The organism is Mycobacterium sp. MMS18-G62 (assembly GCF_053877835.1).
In genome coordinates, this window is sequence record NZ_CM132662.1 from 3506941 (window position 1) to 3523984 (window position 17044).

Consider the following 17044-nt stretch of genomic DNA (forward strand, 5'->3'; position numbering starts at 1 on the left):
GTTGTCCAGATGAGTCGGCCGCAGCCGCCCACGATTACCGTTTACGCCGGTGGCTGGCACCGCACGTTCGGGCCGGGCGGTGACGTCGTGATCGGCCGCGATGTCCATGCCGACATACGACTGCCGCAGCCCGTCGTCTCGCGTGCTCATGTGGTGTTGCGCTACGTCGACCATCACTGGGTCGCGATCGACAACTCGAGTACGAACGGAATGTTCGTCGATCGCGGACGGGTGTCGTCTGTGGACATACGCGATGGACAGGCCATTCACGTCGGCGATCCCAACGGTCCGCGGGTGACGTTCGAACTCGGCCATGACGGCGAATCGGCGGACTTCCCGCCCGATGACCGGACGACGACGCCGAAGTCACGCGACACCGACGGCGAGACCGAGGCATTCGACATCATCACTACCGTGTTGCGTGTCTTGCGGCCGGGTGTACCCGCAACGGCACCACCGGGATCGACCTCCATCGGCCGCGAACTCGACAACGACATCGTCATCGGGGACATGCTTGCCTCGCGCCACCACGCCCGCTTGGTGCCGACGGAGCAGGGCGTGCAGATACAAGACCTCAGCAGCAATGGCACGTTCGTCAATGGCCAGCGTGTCAAGGATGCGTACTTGCATGAGAACGACGTCGTCACGATCGCCAATGTCGACATGGTCTTCACCGACGGCACGCTGGTTCGTACCGCGGAACCCGCAGCCACCACCGGCGGCCTCGACGTGCGCGACGTCAGCTTGACGATCAAGGGCAATCACACGCTGCTGGACCATGTTTCGTTCTCCGCCGCCCCAGCCACGCTGACGGCGGTGATCGGACCATCGGGCGCGGGCAAGTCCAGCCTGTTGAACGTGATCGTGGACGGAACGCGGCCGGGAAGCGGAACGGTGTCGTTCGACGGGCACGACATTCACGCCGAGTACGCGTCGTTGCGCAACCGGATCGGCATGGTGCCGCAGGACGATGTCGTGCATCGGCAGCTCACGCTGAGCCAAGCGTTGGGTTACGCCGCAGAGTTGCGCATGTCGACGGACACCTCCAAGGAAGAACGGCAGTGGATCGTCCGGCAGGTGCTCGAGGAACTCGAGATGACGCCTCATGCGCAGACACGAATCGACAACTTGTCGGGTGGGCAGCGCAAGCGTGCGTCGATCGCGTTGGAATTGTTGACCAGTCCGTCGCTGCTGGTCCTCGACGAGCCCACCACCGGGCTGGACCCCGCCCTGGACCAGCTGGTGATGAAGATGCTTCGCCAGCTTGCCGACGCCGGCCGCACCATCGTGGTGGTCACGCATTCGTTGGCATACCTGGACGTCTGCGATCAGGTGCTGTTGCTGGCCCCCGGTGGCAAGACCGCATTCTGCGGAGCGCCCGGTGAGCTCGGGCCGGCGATGGGCACCACCGACTGGGCCGACATCTTCACCGACATCGGTGCCGATCCCGACGCGGCCCACAGGCGATACCTCGAGCGCGTCGAACGCCCGCCCGAGCCTGCCGCCCCGGCCGCGCGCGAACAACCGGCGGCCTTGGGTAAACCCGTGCGCGCCAGCCTCTTTCGTCAATTCTCGACGGTCGCTCGGCGCCAAGTGCGGCTGATTCGCGCCGACCGTGGTTACTTCGTGTTCTTGGTCTTGCTGCCATTCCTTCTCGGCCTGCTGCCGCTCGCGGTCGCCGGCCACACCGGATTCGGCAAGGCGGCGTTGGACAGCGCCTCGCCAAACGAACCAAAGCAGATCGTGGTCCTGCTGAACCTAGGTGCGATCTTCATGGGGACCGCACTGACGATTCGAGAATTGGTCGGCGAGCGCGTCATCTTCCACCGCGAGCAAGCGGCCGGGCTGTCGGCGTCGGCGTATCTGGCTGCCAAGGTCGCCGTATTCGGAATGGCCGCCGTTATTCAGTCGGCAATCCTGGTTCTGATCGTCACGGCGCCCAAGGTCGGAAAGGGTGCACCACTTTCAGCGGTATTGCTGGGCAGCCCGAGGTTAGAGCTGTTCGTCGATATCGCGGCAACGTGTGTGGCCGCAGCGATTCTCGGCCTTTTGGTATCGGCGCTGGCGCAAAACGGCAATCAGGTCCTGCCGCTGATGGTCGTGACGGTCATGACGCAGCTGGTGCTCGCTGGCGGCTTCATTCCGGTGACGGACCGGCCGTTGGACCCGGTGTCGTGGCTCCTGCCCGCGCGCTGGGGGTTGGCCGCCACTGCCTCGACAACGGACCTGACGAATACCGTCGCGGTGATCGCGCACGATTCCCATTGGAAGCACACTGCGTCGGCGTGGACGTTCGACATCGTCATGCTCGGCGTGCTCTCGGTCTGCTATATCGCCTTCGTGCGGTGGAAGATTCGGCTCAAGACCACGATCCGATAGCGGTGCTCACGCAGCCAGCGCGTACCGGTTGACGACTTCTGGCTGCAGGCCCTCCCGCAGTGCCAGCACCTGCGCCCGCAGTTCCGCCGTCGAGGCAATACTCGGATCGATGGGTTCGCCGATTCGGACCTGCATGGGGGCCGGAGACCAGTTTCCGCCCTTCGGCAGCACGTCGGCGGTGCCCGTCAGCGCGACCGGCACGATCGGCACGCCGCATTCACGCGCCAATCGCACTGCCCCGGAACGGAATTCGCCGATGGTCCCGTCGGTCGAGCGGGTTCCCTCGGGATAGAGCACCACGGTACGTCCGGCCTTGAGCGCCGGCCCGGCCGCAGCCAGCAGCGCCTCGAACGATCCACCACCGGACCGCCGCACCGGCAGCACGCCTGCAATTGTGGTGGCGATGAACCGGCGGATGGGCACGTCGAACCAGTAGTCGGCAGCCGCACCGAACACTGGCTTGGCCTTGGGCGGTAGTGCGGCCAGCAGGACCGCGGTGTCGGCATGAGAGGAGTGGTTGGCGACGACGATGCAGCCGCCGGCGGTGCGCCACTTCCCGGTCACAGTGAGGCCGCCGGAGATCTTGGCGACGAGTCGCCACATCCAGTGCCGCAGCACATACGAGATCGCGTTCATGCCGCCACCGCCGTCAAGATCGGGCGGGTCGGGAGGTCGATCGGGTCGACGAGCTCTTGCTCCCGCTTCTCCGCCAGCTCGCGGCGCGCGGCCCGCAGCCGCAGCACAGTGGTGAGGATCGAACCGTTCACCAGCTGCGTCAAGACGACCGGCATGATCACCGGAAAAGCCGTGGCCAACACCACGAACAGGCAACGCTCTGTCTTGCCCAGCGGGCCGCCATTGCGCCGTGTCGCCCCGGCCGCGGCAGCGGCCAGGGATGCGAACGTGGGCAGCGTCGCGGCGAGCGCGGCCGCCAGCACCTGAATCACCGGCCAGGACAGCCAGTGGAAACCGGGGCCATGCTGGCGCGCGGCGAAAACCGCCAGGCCGGCGAAAGTCAGCAGATCGGAGGTGCGGTCGCCGATTTCGTTGACCACGAATCCCCACGGCCGGCTCACTCCGCGGGCGCGGGCCACCGCGCCGTCAAGATTGGCGCCGGCCAGCCGCAGCGCGAGAAACAGTGCCGCCAGCGGCCACCATCCCAGCGCGACGGTCACGCCGGCCGCGCCTGCTGCCACCACGCCGGCGGCGGTGAAAACATCCGGTGACACGTTGCGTGCCACAGCGGCATTGAGAATCGGCGTAAGCCTTCTGGTGTACCAGGGCTTCAGTGCATACAGGCCGATCATGTGCTCATTCCCTTCGTCGTAGTTCGGCCTGTCGGGCCGGTCACGAAAAGATTGCGATCCGGCCCTTGGGGGATTCTTGGGGGATTCTTGTGGGGCGGTATGCGGGCACCTGACCACACCCGCGATAGCACAGAAACCCCAGCTCGAGGCACATTGCAGGTCGTTCACACGCTCGCCGCTGCGTAGATCGGCAAATCTGGTGGCCCTCGCGTCATCGGTTACCTGTCGAGGGGAAATGGCGCCAGTTCGTGGGGTAGCCCCGATAATGTGGTCGTCGACCCTCCGGTTGACGACCGATTCAGGCGCAGACAGGTTCCCGTCATGTATCGCCTCAGCTCGCTCGCCGGTGCGAACAATCTTCTTCCCGGTAGGCAGCGAGTCCGGTTGTTACGGATCTTTCTGGGCGCTACCACGTTTCTCTATCTCTACGGGGTTGTATTCACGCTGTTTCCGGTGCGCACCGACATCGCCTATGGCAACCCGACCGGAGGGATCATCGCCATCGTTCTCGGCACGTTGGCGCTGGCGTACCTAGCCGTGAAGCCGGATCGCGTCATGTTGGCCACTGTGATTGCGATTGTGGCCACCCCCATCGTGATGGCGTTTCACGTGACGATGATCGCTGAGTACGTCTGCTTGATCGGCCCGATGTTCCTGGCGATGTACCTGCGGGCATTCCACCCACCCCGCCAAGCATGGGTGATGATCGCCTGTCTCATCGCTGCTTGCGTTATCGCCGTCGCCGTCGCGCCGTTGCCGTACTTGCGGTTCATTACCTTTCTCATCATCGTCGTGGCGATCGTCGGAGCCGCTGAGTCGTTCGGGCTCCTAATGCGTGCGATGTTGACCGCGGCATGCACGGACCCCTTGACTGGCCTGCTCAATCGGGCGGGCTGGGAGATTGCGACGGCCGATCTGCTTGCCCGGTCCCGGGGGGCCGCGGAACCCGTCACTGTTGTCGCCCTCGACATCGACGGCCTCAAGAACCTCAACGACACATACGGGCATCAAGCCGGGGACCGTCGAATCACGGAGTACGCACACCATTGGGGACAAGCCGTTCCTCGCGGCGCTGTCTTGGCCCGGTTAGGAGGCGACGAGTTCGCCGCCTGCATCGCCGGGGAAAGACCCGAGGTGGTCGAAGAGTTCCTCCGCAGCATTCAGTCGAATACGCCCAGGGTCAGCGTGGGCACCGCCACGCAGAACCCGCTGAACGCCAGCGTCGCGGAACTGTATGCACAAGCCGATGCAGCGCTGTATCAGAACCGGCGGCGACTTCTCCGTGATGACTTCGGCGGCGGCGCGAACGCGTAATCGACCTACAAATGAGCGGTCCCGGCCGTCGGGGGGTAACGGCCGGGACCTGGGCCTCCTTGAAGAGGCAAAATTGACAATACCGTAACTTAGCTATCTTCGCTATACCTTCTGACCTGGGAGTATTTCCCTGGTCGGAGCGCGCAAATGCGAGACTAGACGGTTCGCTATTTTTTCACGGCCGGTGGTGGCGCGGCCAAAATTTGAATCCCGACGACACTTCGGCCCCAACATACGCCAACATTCCGAAAGGTACGTTACTATTTGACAGCCATGCAAATTGCTTGTCTCAGAGATGGATTCATCTATGGGCAGATTGAGCGGGAACAACGGGGGCAATAGGTTTCGCGCTGCGACTATCAGCGCAATCTTCGCAACTGTCGCGACAGTTGCTGCCTGCGGCGTAGCCGCCGAAGCGGGACGCAGCGATGGTCAACCCGCGAACACGTTGAACTTGTTGGCGTTCAACGCCACCGAGCCCGGTTGGAGCAGCGTCCTCCCGGCGTTCGCCGCGACCCCGGAGGGCGCCGGGTTCACCGTTGCGGCCTCCTTTGGTGCGTCTGGCGATCAGGCGAAGGTGGTGTTGGACGGCCAACCGGCTGACGTGGTCAACTTCGCCGACGAGCCGAGCGTCACCCAGCTGGTGACCGCCCACAAGGTCGCTCCTGACTGGAATGCCGGCCCCGATAGGGGCAACCCCTTCGGTTCAGTCATCACTTTGGTTGTCCGCCAAGGCAATCCGCGAGGGATTCACGACTGGCATGATCTGCTCCAGCCGGGCATCGAGGTGATCTGTCCCAATCCAACGCGGGTCGGCTCCGGAAAATGGGCCTTGCTCGCCGGATACGCCGCGATGAGTGCCGGCAACAAGGATCCGCAAGCAGGCATGGACTACGTCCGCAGCTTGGTGCTCGAACACGTCAAGCTCGGCCCGACAACCCTCCGCGAGGCCACCGACGCCTTCAACAGCGGCAGTGGCGATGTGTTGATTACCCCTGAGGCCAATGCCATCAATCTCGAACGGCAAGGCAAACCGGTCGAGCACGTCACGCCGCCCCAGACGCTGAGGACCGACTATCTCGTCGCGGCGGTGAGCGGCAGCGCGCACCCGGATGTCGCAACGCGATTGGTGAACTTCCTCTATACGGCCGAGGCGCAGCGACTGTGGGCAAGAGCCGGCTTTCGGCCCGTCCAGCCCGAGGTGGCAGCGGAATTCGCCGCCGACTTCCCAACGCCGCCAGCCCTGTGGACCATCGGCGACCTAGGGGGCTGGAAACAAGTCGACCTCCGGTTCTTCGACCGCAAGAACGGCACGATCACACGCGTCTTCGATCAGGCGACGCAGTAATCAAGCACGTTTCATAGTCGCCAACCACGCCGGTGCACCGTTGTCGTGGTAACGCGTGTGAACCTTCTCCGATTCGATCGCGACGATGTTCCATCCACTGCGCGGGTTGAACGCCGACCTCAGCTCTTCCTCGCTGACGGGGTGCGGACCGGTATCGGGACCGTTGTCACTGAAACACAACGCGTACAGGGTTGCATCGCGCTCGGTCACCGACGCCAGACTCGCTACGTATTCCGGTCGTTCGTCGCCGTCGAACGTGTGGAACAGGCCGCAATCCAGCACCGAGTCGAATGTGCGTCCGAGACGCTTCAGCTCAAATGCGTCAGCCGTGTCGAAGTCGACGTCGATCCCACGGTCGGCGGCCTTCTCTCGGGCGATGGCGAGCGCCGTCTCAGCCACGTCAACGCCGAGCACCGACAATCCCAGGGAGGCGAGGTGCAAAGCGTTCTCTCCGGCTCCGCAGCCCGCATCGAGCACCGCACCGGTGAATCCGCCCTTCGACGCCAAACTCACGACTGCCGGCTGCGGCCCGTCGATGTCCCATGGCGCGCGACCGTCGCGGTACGACGCATCCCATGGCAATCCCGTCATGCGTTCGTGGCTGGTCGGCCGGCGCTCACGGAGAGGATTCGACATCAGCGCGGCGCCACCGTCGTCGGCTCCGAGGCGATATCGGGAGCCTGTTCCGTAGGTAGACGGGTCGCAAGGACGCAGCCGGCCAGGATGAGAACCAAAGCGGCGACGTTCCAGGCCGTCAACGGTTCGTTCAGCACGATCACCCCGGCCGTCAACGCCACTGCCGGGTTGATGTAGGTGAACACGAGCGCGCGTGCGGCACCGATTTCACGGATGAGCGCGAAGAACACGATGAACGCCAACGCAGTGCAGATCACGGCTAACCCGCCCAGCGCCAAAAGCACACGGGTGGAAGGCATTTCGTTGGGCCACGTCGCGGCCGCAGGCGCCGAATACACGAGCGCCCCGAAGCCAAGGCACACCGCAGTCATCGGCAGTGTCGGCACATCGGCGAGATACCGCGCGGCGATCAGTGGCGCGATCGCGTAACAGATCGCCACCAGAAGCACTTCGACGATCGGCCATGTGCTTCCGCCGATGTTCGGGCCTGCGAGCACGGCCACGCCGGAGATTCCTACGGCCAGGCCAAGGATCCGTTTGATACCCAGCCGCTCGCCGCCGGTTAGGCGGTCAAGGAGCGCGGCGACGATGGGCGCCGCCGCGATCAGCAGACCGGTCATGGAACTGGTCAGGTGGCGCTCGGCGTCCGAGAGCAGCCACCAGGCGGCGATGATCTCGAAGAACGCAAAGCCCAGTAGCGCCCTCCAATGGTTACGGACGATCGTTAACGTCTGGCGGGAGAACGCGAGCGGCAACAGCACTGCCGCGCCGACCGCGGTCCGCGCGAGGACCAGCACCGGCACCGACACACCCTCGACCGCGACCTTGATCATGAGGTAGGGGATACCCCAGATGATGCTCATCGCGAGGAACAGGATCCATCCACGTGAGCTCACATCCATACCCTACAAACGTGGACAACCGAAATTCCCGTGTGGCGGACGCGGTCGCTGCTGCCGGCATCGAGCCGAAGCTCAAGATCCTCGATGCCGACGCCAAGACCGCGGTCGCCGCCGCCGAACAACTCGGCTGCGAGGTCGGCGCGATCGCCAACAGTCTGGTGTTCGACTGCGATGGCGAGCCGTTACTGGTGATGTCCAGCGGTGCGCATCGCGTGGACACCGATGTCCTGTCCCGTGTGCTCGGCGCCGCGGCGATCAGCAAGGCAAGCCCGCGTTTCGTCCGCGACGCCACCGGTCAAGTGATCGGCGGAGTCGCGCCAACCGGTCACCCGAGCCGGTTGCGCACGGTCGTCGACGAGACGCTCGCGCAGTATCCGCTCGTCTGGACCGCGGCCGGCACACCGGATTCGGTAATGCCGCTGACCTACGAGGAACTGCTTGTCGTCACCGACGGTGTGGCGATGGCGGTTCGCTAGCGCCGAGATTCGTCAGGACTCCGCATCGGACGATCCGCGGTCGCGAGATTGCAGTTGTTGCGAGAAAGTGCGAGTGGAGTGCGCAATAAGTGCAATCTCGCGAAATCCAGGGGCCGACCCGCCGTCCATGAGTCCTTCTGCGCGCTGCGCTAGGTCCGGGTCAGCGACGCGTAGCGCGCAACGTGGAAATCCGTCGACCCGAACTCGTACTGAAGAGCGGTGAGCCGCTTGAAGTAATGGCCGATCGCCAGTTCCTCGGTCATGCCCATCCCGCCGTGCAGCTGCACCGCCTGCTGGCCGACGAACCGCGCGGCGCGACCGACCGTCGCCTTCGCGGCGGATACCGCCCTGGCGCGCACGTCCGGGGCGGCATCGAGGTTGAGCACCGCCAGGTACACCGCCGCTACCGCCTGCTCGACCTCCATGTACATGTCGACCATCCGATGCTGCAAAACCTGGAAGCTGCCGATCGGCTGGCCGAATTGCTGACGCTGTTTGCAATATTCGACCGTGTCCGCCAACACTTTTCGCATCGCGCCCACCGCCTCCGAACAAACCGCCACGGCACCTTCGTCGCGCGCTTCGGCCAGAGACGGCCACGCCTGCCCCTCCTCGCCGAGCAGCACGCCACGCACACCATCGAATACAAGGTCGCCGGCGCGGCGGTCGTCGACGGTCCTGTAGTGGTGCGCCTCGATCGCCGACCAGTCGGCGTCGACCAGAAACAGTGAGAGCCCGCCACTCGTACGCGCTGTGACCAGAAGATGCGTTGCCAGCGGCGCATTCATGACCACGATCTTCGACCCGCGCAACACCCAGCTTTCACCGTCGCGTTCGGCCACGGTCGACACGTCGTGCCAGTGCTCGCCCGAGTCGGCTTCAGCCGCTGCCAATGTCACAACCGCTGTTCCCTCGGTGATCTTCGACAGCAATGCCGTTTCGCCGGCTCGCCGCAGCAGGCCGCCAGCCACGACGACGGTATCCACATACGGTTCGATCACCAGTGCATGCCCCAGCGCTTCCGCGATTATCATCACTTCGGTTGCGCCGCCGCCAATTCCGCCCACTTCTTCGGGCAGTGCAGCGCCCAAGATCCCGAGTTCCTCGGCGAACCCTCGCCAGATATCGGGTTGCCAACCAGCCCCCGTCTTTGCAGCGGCGCGGCTCTTCTCCAGGTCGTAGCGTGTCGACAGAAACTTGTTCAGCCCGTCGCGCAGCAGTTCCTGTTCCTTGCTCAGATTGAAATCCATCTACAGCCCCAATGCCGCCTTCGCGAGAATGTTCCGCTGAATCTCGTTGCTGCCGGCATAGATTGAGCCGGCTCGATCGTTGAAATAGCGCAACGGTGCGACGGCCTGCCACGGCTCGCCGCTGACATACCCGTCCGCGGGCGGTTCGAACTCCGACACCGGGCCACCGGGGCGTGTCGCGTGCGGTTGATACACCCGTCCACGTGGGCCTGCCGCTTCCATCGCCAATTCCGTTAGCGCTTGGCTCAATTCGGTGGCCAACACCTTGAGCATTGACGACGCCGCGCCCGGATGACCGCCCTCGGCGACGGTGGCAAGGACGCGGTATTCGAGAATCTCCAGCACCTCCGTGCGGATACGGGCGTCGGCGAGCTTGCGTGCAAACGCCGGATCGTCAAGCAGTCGACCGCCGCCGGGTGCCGGCTGGTCTGCTGCCGCCGCTGCGATCTCTTCGGCCATCACCTGCAGTGCCGGTGATGCCGCGCCTCCGCCGCGCTCGAATTCCAGGAGGTATTTCGCGACGGTCCAGCCGTCGTCGATCTCGCCGAGCACGTTCGACTTCGGCACCCGCACCTCGTCGAAGAAGACCTGGTTCTGGATTTCCTCACCGGACGTCATTACCAGCGGCCGGATCTGGATGCCGGGTGTTGTCATGTCGATCAGCACGAACGTGATGCCCTGTTGCTTCTTCTGGGTGCGTGACGTGCGCACGAGGCCGAACATCCAGTTCGCCTCGCGGGCGTGCGTTGTCCAGATCTTGCTTCCGGTGCACACCAGGTCGTCGCCATCGTCGACCGCCGCCATCGACAGCGCCGCCAGATCCGAGCCTGCTTCGGGTTCGGAGTAGCCCTGGCAGAAGAACACCTCGCCGGTGAGGATCCGTGGCAGGAAGTACGCCTTCTGGGCCTCCGTGCCGAACGCGATGATCGCGTGGGCGACCATCCGGATTCCCATCGGTGACAACGACGGGGCACCGGCCAGCTGCGACTCGCGGCTGAAGATGTAGTGCTGTGTCAGGCTCCAATCGCAGCCGCCGTACTGCACCGGCCACGCCGGCGCCGCCCATCCGCGTTCGTGCAGTATCCGCTGCCACTCGACGCTCGCGTCGTGGTCGGCATAGACGCTCGTCATCAGGCGGCCGGCCTGCCGCAGCTCCGGTGTCAGCTTCGCTTCGAAAAACGCCCGCACCTCATCGCGAAACGCCAAGTCTGCCGGCGACCACGCCAGGTCCATCGCTAATCCCTCCGTCTGCGGAGCACGCTGCAGACAGAGTAAACCTAGTTAGTTAAGTGGGCGGCGGCAGGTCTCAGCTGCCGGATGACGCCCCGCCGCGCAGCGGCATAATCGGGAGCGTGGAGCGGCGACGGGACGGCCAAGACGGAAAATCCCCAATGGACCTGCTCGCAGACCTGCCCGCACTCGTGGTGCTAGAACGCCTTCCCGTCCCCGTGCTGGCCATCGCCGAAGACGGCACGATCCTGTTCGCCAACACTGCGTTCGCCGAAATGGTCGGCCGCACACCAGAGGCGGTCAAGGCGCTCCAGTTCGGGGAGATCTTCCACACCATGCCCACCGACGAGTCCGCGGTGTCCGCTGTGCGGGCGCACGCCGACCTGATCGTGGAGTTGGTACACGAGGACAGTTCGATCGTCCGCGCCAGGATGAGCAAGTCCGCTTTGTTGCGAGGCGATGATCCGGTGGCCCTGGCGACATTCCTGGATCTGACCGAACAGTTATGGGTCGACGAAGTCTGATGCCGGCGGCAGGGTCGAGTGTCGCAGTGACTCGCGCGCCAAGAATTCACGGAAGTAGGGCAACGATTCGGCACGGACGATGGCCGGCAGCAGGACCGTCCACGTGCGAGCGACCCGTTCGAGGACGTCGGCTCCAGAGGCTGTCGCGTTCGACAACAGTTCAGCCCCCAACATCGACGCGACGATCGTTTCACCGACGGCGTGTGGATCGAGATCAGCGCGAAGGTCGCCCTCGGCGATGGCCTGTGCTGTGCACGCCGTCATCTCGGCCACCCAGCCGGCGTAGGTGCGGGCGGCGGCATCGTTGAATTCACCAAACGCCCGCAAGAGGTGTGTTCCGCTGCGGGCGACCTTGTCGGTACTGAGCAGGTCGGCGACGACGAATACGCCATGAATGATGCTTTCGAGCGTCGGTGCGGGTGATTGGGCGATGCCCTGGAAGGCGTTCCACAAATTGGCGCTGCCTTCTTCGATGATCGCGGTTGCGAGTGCTTCCTTCGAATCGAAGTGGTAGTAAAGCGCACCCTTGGTCATCTCGGCGCGCTCGATGATGTCGCCCAATCCGGCAGCAGGGTAACCGATCTCGTTGAACAGCTCGACCGCAGACGTGATGATCTTTCTGCGGGTGGCCTCGGATCGGGCCTGGCGCACCATCGTCCGATTACCTCCGGAAGTTCCGTCGGGCCTACCGGGTGGTGACGGCCTGGACCGGGATCATAATTGATTTAGTCAAAGGGGTCGTGACTTCTTGATCGCAATCGCAGTGCGTCGCTTGATGAACTGTGTCACATAGGCGATCCGGTCCGGTTTGGTGATTCCGGGCAAGACCATCGCCCATACCTTCTGGAGGTCGCGCAGAAACCGCTCGGGCTCGGCGGGGTTTGTTGTCTGTCGCAGGCCCAGATACATCGACACCAGCAGTTTGGCGACGGACTCGGGCTCCTCGACGATGTCACCCTCTTCGACGGCCTTGCGGGTGATCTCGGTGAACATCGCAACCCATCGCTCGAGGACGTCCGTTCGCAGGCTGTCGGTTCGTCCAATGGATTCCAGCAGATTCAGGCCCGCACGGGCCGACTCGTCGCCGATGTCATCGATCGCGATGAGGAACGAGATGTCGATCAGGGTCTCGAGGCCGGAGAGCTTGTGGGCCAGCAGTTCGTCGACTGCCGCACGCCCCAGCTCGGCGCGGTACTCGATGATTGCCGACGCCAGAGCGTGCTTCGACCGAAAATGGAAGTACATCGCGCCCTTGGTGACGTCCGCATCGGCCAGGATGTCGTCGAGGCTGACCAAGTTGTACGACTTGCGCGCGAACTGACGCGACGCCGCGCGAAGAATCTGTAGCCGCGTGGCGTCCGCTCGTCTGTCGAGGTGTTCGGTCACAGCACGGCCTCGAAGTCTGGACAGTAGCGCCTGCCGGCGGATAAACGCGGAATCCCGAAATTAATCAATTACCGATTCTTTCACCCGTCGGCCGCGGATGGCAGGCGCAAACTACGGGCACCCGATCGGCGAGCGGCAAACATCTCAACTCCCGTCCTCGATGGAATGAGGGACCGCTAGGAGCAAAGCGGCGAGAAATACCTTAAGTCATCTGCCACGGAGCGTAACAGCGAAATAGTATGTAAACTCGTCGATATGATGACTTCCGGTTCGGTGCGGGCTGGATGGGCCGCATTTCCTTTTTATGGGGTCAGCTATGCCGCGTTCCGACCGGGTATGCAATCGTCAACTAATTGCGAATGGTATTTTCAGGCCGTTGCCATAGCTCGCACTGGCAAACCCCTTCGAAACCCAGCGCGGGCTGTGGCAACGGAGACGTGCTCGTCATCGCTCCGGTCGGCGTCGGCACTGCCGTCAACAGCAATATCAGGGTAGTTAACGAGTGAATTGGGACGACGAAGTCGATGTGGTCTGTACCGGCTCCGGCCTTGCCGGTCTCGCCAGCGCCATCTCTGCGGTCGACATGGATGGCGAGGTGTTCGTCGCGAGCCCGCACGGCGACGACGACTTCATCTCGAGTCGAATCGCGGTGCGCTCGCGGGTAGACCGCTTGATCCCGTGGCTCGATATCGACGTGCAGGATGCGGAGACCAACGAGTACTTCGCGGCGTTGTCGTCGGATCTCGGTCCGCTGAGACGATCCATGTCCGATGTCGAGGTTCCGATCAGGGCGGTGGACGATCTGACACCGGTCGACCCTCGTCGCGCCATCCCTCCGTTTGTTGGTGCCCGGCTGCGGGATTGGACCGCACGGTGCCTTGCCTCGCCGTCCGGGTATCTGTACACCCGCGCCTCTGAGTGGCAGTCGACCCCGTTTTGCACCCAGGAGGGTGACACGATCGAAGTCGCCGAAATCGGTTGCATGACGCCGGACCCCGATGACGTCGGGGGCTCGGTATTCGATTGGCTGGTCGCGCAGGCCCGTGATCGGTGGATCGAGTCGCACCAGAACTGCTCGCTCGAGCGCATCGTGTTCGAGGAGGGCGATGTGGTCGGCGCAGTGTTCATCACACCTGAGGGGCCACTGGCAATTCGAGCCCGGCACGGGGTCCAGGTCGTTTCCGACGGCCTGCAGAACGAAGCGCCAGCGCGCCAGCAGCTGGCGGTGGGCGAGGGTCCGCTGCGGGTATGCCTGGTCGGCCGGACGGGCAGCCGGTTCGGCCGCCTCGAGTTGCTCACCCCTGAACCACTTGCGCACGGTGCCTCGACTTGCCGGCCCGTGACCCGCGCGCTGCACACCAACCTGCATGACGGCCGGGCTCAGCTACAGACGTGGCGCTGAGGAAAACTCGACGGGGACCCGCCTCTGGGCAGTAGCGCTTCCATCACAACACCCGCGAGATCGCCGGGGTTGGAACCCAATCCGCGCACGAACCCCTTGTCGATCTTCAGGGGAAGCCTCACGGAGATCGTCGTCGTGGGCATACAAGAACAGCGGTCATCACCATCGATGGCACGGAACTCACACGGGGCTCGCTTGCGGTGTGGCAACTTCGTAAAGTTCATCCAATTGCTGGTTCAACGCCATGATCTCCACAACGGTCTTTGAAGCCTGCTTTGGCTCAGCGGAATTCGCGTACGTGTGGCGGTCCCACCACATGACCTTTGTGCGGTAACGGTCATCCGGATACGCAGTCGCAGGGATCCGCGACGCCACCACACCGCCCGAGGCGACCCAACGTGCGATCACATGCGATGCCGCCGTGGCCACCGCGAATTGCGTGCCCAAGACTGCCGTGGAATGGAGTGGCAGACGGGCGAGGATATTGGTCAGCGAGTGTTTGCGCTCGACGTCATCGGCGACCCACGCCGATTTCATTTCGATGACTCCGAAAGGCAATCGGTCGGTGATCATCCTGCGTACCCGCAACAGGCCCGGTTGCCCGGCCCATTCGATGACGGCATGCGATTCATCTGCACAGTTCAGTGGCCCCTTGGCCCGAAGGCCGCCCACGACTCGCCCGGAGGTGTCGACGATCGCCCAGAAAAGGCTCGTATCCTCGCCGTCTCGGATGGCGGCGATATCGAGCACACGTTCCACGCCGTGCCTGCGGTAACTGCGATCGGCGCCGCGCAGAAACTCATGCCACAGATCGCGGTTGACCAAGGGCTGTGACATCACAACCGTGCATTCGGCCTCCGGTTCCCAGAAGCTGGCGTTTCCAGCAAGGCGGAGATCGGAGGAGATTGTGGCGTCCAGGTGAGGAGCGGTCATGGGTGTCCCATCTTTCGGGCAGCCGGCGAACCGATCTGTCACGGCGACTGCCGGGTATCCGCATCCGGCCGGTATGCGAATACGCAACGATCAGTATCTCGTCACAGGTCACTCAGTTTCTAGCTAGCAGCGCGATCTTGTCTCGAAAACAGTTATTGGCGCACGAATGATGCATTGGGTATGACTTCTCCAAATGCGTTACGGCAACCGTGTGAGCGCGAGTAATTACTGGTTAACGCCGCTATTTTATCTGATCGGCGAACTTGGCGCTACTGTCGCAAATTGCCTGGCGCCGGTGTACAGATTTTGGGCTTTGTTTCGCTATCGCTTCGATGAGTTTCCATAATTCGGTTGGGCGTCGACCTTGACACCGTGGGCTCACCGGTGTGGATGGCCGCGTGGTTAAGTCGGATTGCCCGCCCGAGGTGTCCGACGGGGTGGTTTTGGCGCTCATGTGCGATGCAGGCGGGCATCTGCCCGGGTCACGTCACAAGTAGCGATTTGCCGCCCGGCATGACCAGCGAGTGACACCCTGAAGCGGGTGGAGGAGGAATTTCCCGGGGCGGGAATGCGGGGATTGCGAACCAAAGATATTGGCCGGCTGTTGCTGCGTTGCGCGGACCGACCCGGACTGGTCGCCGCAGTCAGCGGTTTTCTCGCGGCCGCGGGCGCAAACATCGTCTCGTTGGATCAGCACTCGACGGAGCAGTCCGGCGGCACCTTCATGCAGCGCACCATCTTCCACCTACCGGGGCTGACCGCGGCCCGCGACGACCTCGAGCGCGATTTCTCCGCTCGGGTGGCCTCCCAGTTCGATATGGACTTTCGGCTGACCGAGGCCTCCAAACCCAAGCGCGTCGCGATCATGGCCTCCAAGGAGGACCACTGCCTGCTCGATCTTTTGTGGCGCAATCGACGCGGTGAGCTGGACATGTCGGTGGTCATGGTGATCTCAAACCATCCTGACCTCGCAGATCAGGTCCGCGCGTTCAGCGTGCCGTTCCTTCATGTGCCGGCGACCAAGGACATCAGGGCCGAAGCAGAACAGCGCCAGCTCGACTTGCTGCGAGGAAACGTCGACCTGGTGGTGCTCGCCCGCTATATGCAGATCCTCACCCCGCGATTTCTGGCAGAGCTGGGGTGTCCGTTGATCAACATCCATCACTCGTTCCTGCCCGCCTTCATCGGCGCGGCGCCGTACCGGCGGGCCAAGGAGCGCGGTGTGAAGCTTGTCGGTGCGACGGCCCACTACGTGACCGAGGATCTCGACGAGGGGCCGATCATCGAACAGGATGTCGTGCGCGTCGATCACCGCCACAGCGTGGACGACCTCGCGCGGCTGGGCGCCGACGTCGAACGCCTTGTTCTCTCCCGAGCGGTGCTGTGGCACTGTGAGGACCGCATCATCCGATTCGGGAACCAGACGATCGTGTTCTAGGGCGGTTAAGGAGAGACGTGGTGAAGAAGTTCAACGGGCTGGATGAGTTCGTCGCAGCGCAAGGCAGCCAGCTCGGCCCCACCGACTGGTTAGAGGTCACGCAGGACCGCGTCAACCTGTTCGCCGACGCCACCGACGACCATCAGTGGATTCACGTCGATCAGGAACGCGCGGCCAACGGGCCGTTCGGTGGAACGATCGCGCACGGCCTGTTGACGCTGTCGCTACTGCCGCACTTCACGCACCAGCTCTACACCGTCGACAACATCGCGATGGCGATCAACTACGGCTACAACAAAGTCCGGTTCATCACCCCGGTGCGGGTGGGCGCCAAGATCCGGGCACGCGCCGAGATCGCCAAGGTCGATCAGCTTGACGGCGCGGTACAGGCGGCCGTGACGGTCACGGTCGAGATCGAGGGTTCGGACAAGCCCGCCGCCGTGGCGGAGTCGATCGTCCGCTTCATCGGCTGAGACTTCTCTGCGCGAGCAGACGCAAAGTGCGCCATTTCATCGGGGT

The 17044-nt window shown here is 63.7% G+C and carries 17 protein-coding genes; 8 read left to right on the plus strand and 9 right to left on the minus strand.

From position 1 onward, the window contains the following. Nucleotides 1–9 precede the first annotated feature (9 nt). Entirely contained in the window at nucleotides 10–2379 is a 2370-nt protein-coding gene (locus tag ACWW36_RS17480; RefSeq protein WP_456137254.1) for an FHA domain-containing protein, read from the plus strand. Nucleotides 2380–2385: 6 nt separating this feature from the next. Here ACWW36_RS17480 and ACWW36_RS17485 read toward each other — a convergent pair whose 3' ends face one another. Both ACWW36_RS17485 and ACWW36_RS17490 read right to left on the minus strand, forming a co-directional pair. After that, nucleotides 2386–3015: a lysophospholipid acyltransferase family protein gene (locus ACWW36_RS17485; protein ID WP_456137255.1), complete on the minus strand. Its 630-nt coding sequence runs from the start codon at nucleotides 3013–3015 to the stop codon at nucleotides 2386–2388. Beyond that, entirely contained in the window at nucleotides 3012–3686 is a 675-nt protein-coding gene (locus ACWW36_RS17490) for a CDP-alcohol phosphatidyltransferase family protein (RefSeq protein ID WP_456137256.1), read from the minus strand. The genes ACWW36_RS17485 and ACWW36_RS17490 overlap by 4 nt, the downstream gene beginning before the upstream one ends. A gap of 321 nt (nucleotides 3687–4007) precedes the next feature. On the opposite strand from ACWW36_RS17490, the gene ACWW36_RS17495 reads away from it, so the two are divergent. After that, a complete protein-coding gene (locus ACWW36_RS17495; protein WP_456137257.1) occupies nucleotides 4008–5000 on the plus strand; it encodes a diguanylate cyclase domain-containing protein in 993 nt (330 codons plus the stop codon). A gap of 307 nt (nucleotides 5001–5307) precedes the next feature. Next, nucleotides 5308–6348 (plus strand): extracellular solute-binding protein, encoded by a 1041-nt coding sequence (locus ACWW36_RS17500; RefSeq protein ID WP_456137258.1) that lies wholly within the window; start codon nucleotides 5308–5310, stop codon nucleotides 6346–6348. Here ACWW36_RS17500 and ACWW36_RS17505 read toward each other — a convergent pair whose 3' ends face one another. Next, nucleotides 6349–6939: a class I SAM-dependent methyltransferase gene (locus ACWW36_RS17505; RefSeq protein WP_456142528.1), complete on the minus strand. Its 591-nt coding sequence runs from the start codon at nucleotides 6937–6939 to the stop codon at nucleotides 6349–6351. A gap of 44 nt (nucleotides 6940–6983) precedes the next feature. After that, entirely contained in the window at nucleotides 6984–7880 is an 897-nt protein-coding gene (locus ACWW36_RS17510; RefSeq protein WP_456137259.1) for a DMT family transporter, read from the minus strand. 17 nt (nucleotides 7881–7897) lie between these two features. Here ACWW36_RS17510 and ACWW36_RS17515 point away from each other — a divergent pair, with 17 nt between their 5' ends. Continuing rightward, nucleotides 7898–8362, plus strand: coding sequence for a YbaK/EbsC family protein (locus ACWW36_RS17515; protein WP_456137260.1), 465 nt, complete (start codon nucleotides 7898–7900; stop codon nucleotides 8360–8362). A 149-nt stretch (nucleotides 8363–8511) separates the two neighbouring features. On the opposite strand, the gene ACWW36_RS17520 is transcribed toward ACWW36_RS17515, so the two are convergent. Continuing rightward, nucleotides 8512–9612, minus strand: coding sequence for an acyl-CoA dehydrogenase family protein (locus tag ACWW36_RS17520; RefSeq protein WP_456137261.1), 1101 nt, complete (start codon nucleotides 9610–9612; stop codon nucleotides 8512–8514). Beyond that, nucleotides 9613–10845: an acyl-CoA dehydrogenase family protein gene (locus ACWW36_RS17525; protein ID WP_456137262.1), complete on the minus strand. Its 1233-nt coding sequence runs from the start codon at nucleotides 10843–10845 to the stop codon at nucleotides 9613–9615. 158 nt (nucleotides 10846–11003) lie between these two features. Between ACWW36_RS17525 and ACWW36_RS17530 the strand changes: the two genes are divergently transcribed. Beyond that, a complete protein-coding gene (locus tag ACWW36_RS17530; protein WP_456142529.1) occupies nucleotides 11004–11366 on the plus strand; it encodes a PAS domain-containing protein in 363 nt (120 codons plus the stop codon). Here ACWW36_RS17530 and ACWW36_RS17535 read toward each other — a convergent pair. Together ACWW36_RS17535 and ACWW36_RS17540 are read right to left on the minus strand one after the other, a co-directional pair. After that, nucleotides 11346–12020: a ScbR family autoregulator-binding transcription factor gene (locus ACWW36_RS17535; protein ID WP_456137263.1), complete on the minus strand. Its 675-nt coding sequence runs from the start codon at nucleotides 12018–12020 to the stop codon at nucleotides 11346–11348. The genes ACWW36_RS17530 and ACWW36_RS17535 overlap by 21 nt on opposite strands. Nucleotides 12021–12095: 75 nt before the next feature. Then, entirely contained in the window at nucleotides 12096–12752 is a 657-nt protein-coding gene (locus ACWW36_RS17540; protein WP_456137264.1) for a TetR family transcriptional regulator, read from the minus strand. Between the two features lie 502 nt (nucleotides 12753–13254). On the opposite strand from ACWW36_RS17540, the gene ACWW36_RS17545 reads away from it, so the two are divergent. Then, nucleotides 13255–14154, plus strand: coding sequence for a hypothetical protein (locus ACWW36_RS17545; protein ID WP_456137265.1), 900 nt, complete (start codon nucleotides 13255–13257; stop codon nucleotides 14152–14154). Nucleotides 14155–14334: 180 nt separating this feature from the next. Here ACWW36_RS17545 and ACWW36_RS17550 read toward each other — a convergent pair whose 3' ends face one another. After that, entirely contained in the window at nucleotides 14335–15087 is a 753-nt protein-coding gene (locus tag ACWW36_RS17550; RefSeq protein WP_456137266.1) for a hypothetical protein, read from the minus strand. A gap of 568 nt (nucleotides 15088–15655) precedes the next feature. Here ACWW36_RS17550 and purU point away from each other — a divergent pair. Continuing rightward, a complete protein-coding gene (purU, locus tag ACWW36_RS17555) occupies nucleotides 15656–16525 on the plus strand; it encodes a formyltetrahydrofolate deformylase (protein WP_456142530.1) in 870 nt (289 codons plus the stop codon). Nucleotides 16526–16545: 20 nt separating this feature from the next. After that, nucleotides 16546–16998, plus strand: a complete 453-nt coding sequence (locus ACWW36_RS17560; RefSeq protein WP_456137267.1) for a MaoC family dehydratase — start codon at nucleotides 16546–16548, stop codon at nucleotides 16996–16998. The last annotated feature ends 46 nt before the right edge of the window (nucleotides 16999–17044 follow it).

What these genes read in the sequence shown, in the direction of transcription:
- purU (WP_456142530.1), top strand. Translation starts at nt 15,656, where the DNA reads ATGCGGGGATTGCGAACCAAAGATATTGGCCGGCTGTTGCTGCGTTGC.
- ACWW36_RS17520 (WP_456137261.1), bottom strand. Translation starts at nt 9,612, where the DNA reads ATGGATTTCAATCTGAGCAAGGAACAGGAACTGCTGCGCGACGGGCTG.
- ACWW36_RS17500 (WP_456137258.1), top strand. Translation starts at nt 5,308, where the DNA reads ATGGGCAGATTGAGCGGGAACAACGGGGGCAATAGGTTTCGCGCTGCG.
- ACWW36_RS17480 (WP_456137254.1), top strand. Translation starts at nt 10, where the DNA reads ATGAGTCGGCCGCAGCCGCCCACGATTACCGTTTACGCCGGTGGCTGG.
- ACWW36_RS17490 (WP_456137256.1), bottom strand. Translation starts at nt 3,686, where the DNA reads ATGATCGGCCTGTATGCACTGAAGCCCTGGTACACCAGAAGGCTTACG.
- ACWW36_RS17550 (WP_456137266.1), bottom strand. Translation starts at nt 15,087, where the DNA reads ATGACCGCTCCTCACCTGGACGCCACAATCTCCTCCGATCTCCGCCTT.
- ACWW36_RS17485 (WP_456137255.1), bottom strand. Translation starts at nt 3,015, where the DNA reads ATGAACGCGATCTCGTATGTGCTGCGGCACTGGATGTGGCGACTCGTC.
- ACWW36_RS17505 (WP_456142528.1), bottom strand. Translation starts at nt 6,939, where the DNA reads ATGACGGGATTGCCATGGGATGCGTCGTACCGCGACGGTCGCGCGCCA.
- ACWW36_RS17535 (WP_456137263.1), bottom strand. Translation starts at nt 12,020, where the DNA reads ATGGTGCGCCAGGCCCGATCCGAGGCCACCCGCAGAAAGATCATCACG.
- ACWW36_RS17525 (WP_456137262.1), bottom strand. Translation starts at nt 10,845, where the DNA reads ATGGACCTGGCGTGGTCGCCGGCAGACTTGGCGTTTCGCGATGAGGTG.
- ACWW36_RS17495 (WP_456137257.1), top strand. Translation starts at nt 4,008, where the DNA reads ATGTATCGCCTCAGCTCGCTCGCCGGTGCGAACAATCTTCTTCCCGGT.
- ACWW36_RS17530 (WP_456142529.1), top strand. Translation starts at nt 11,004, where the DNA reads ATGGACCTGCTCGCAGACCTGCCCGCACTCGTGGTGCTAGAACGCCTT.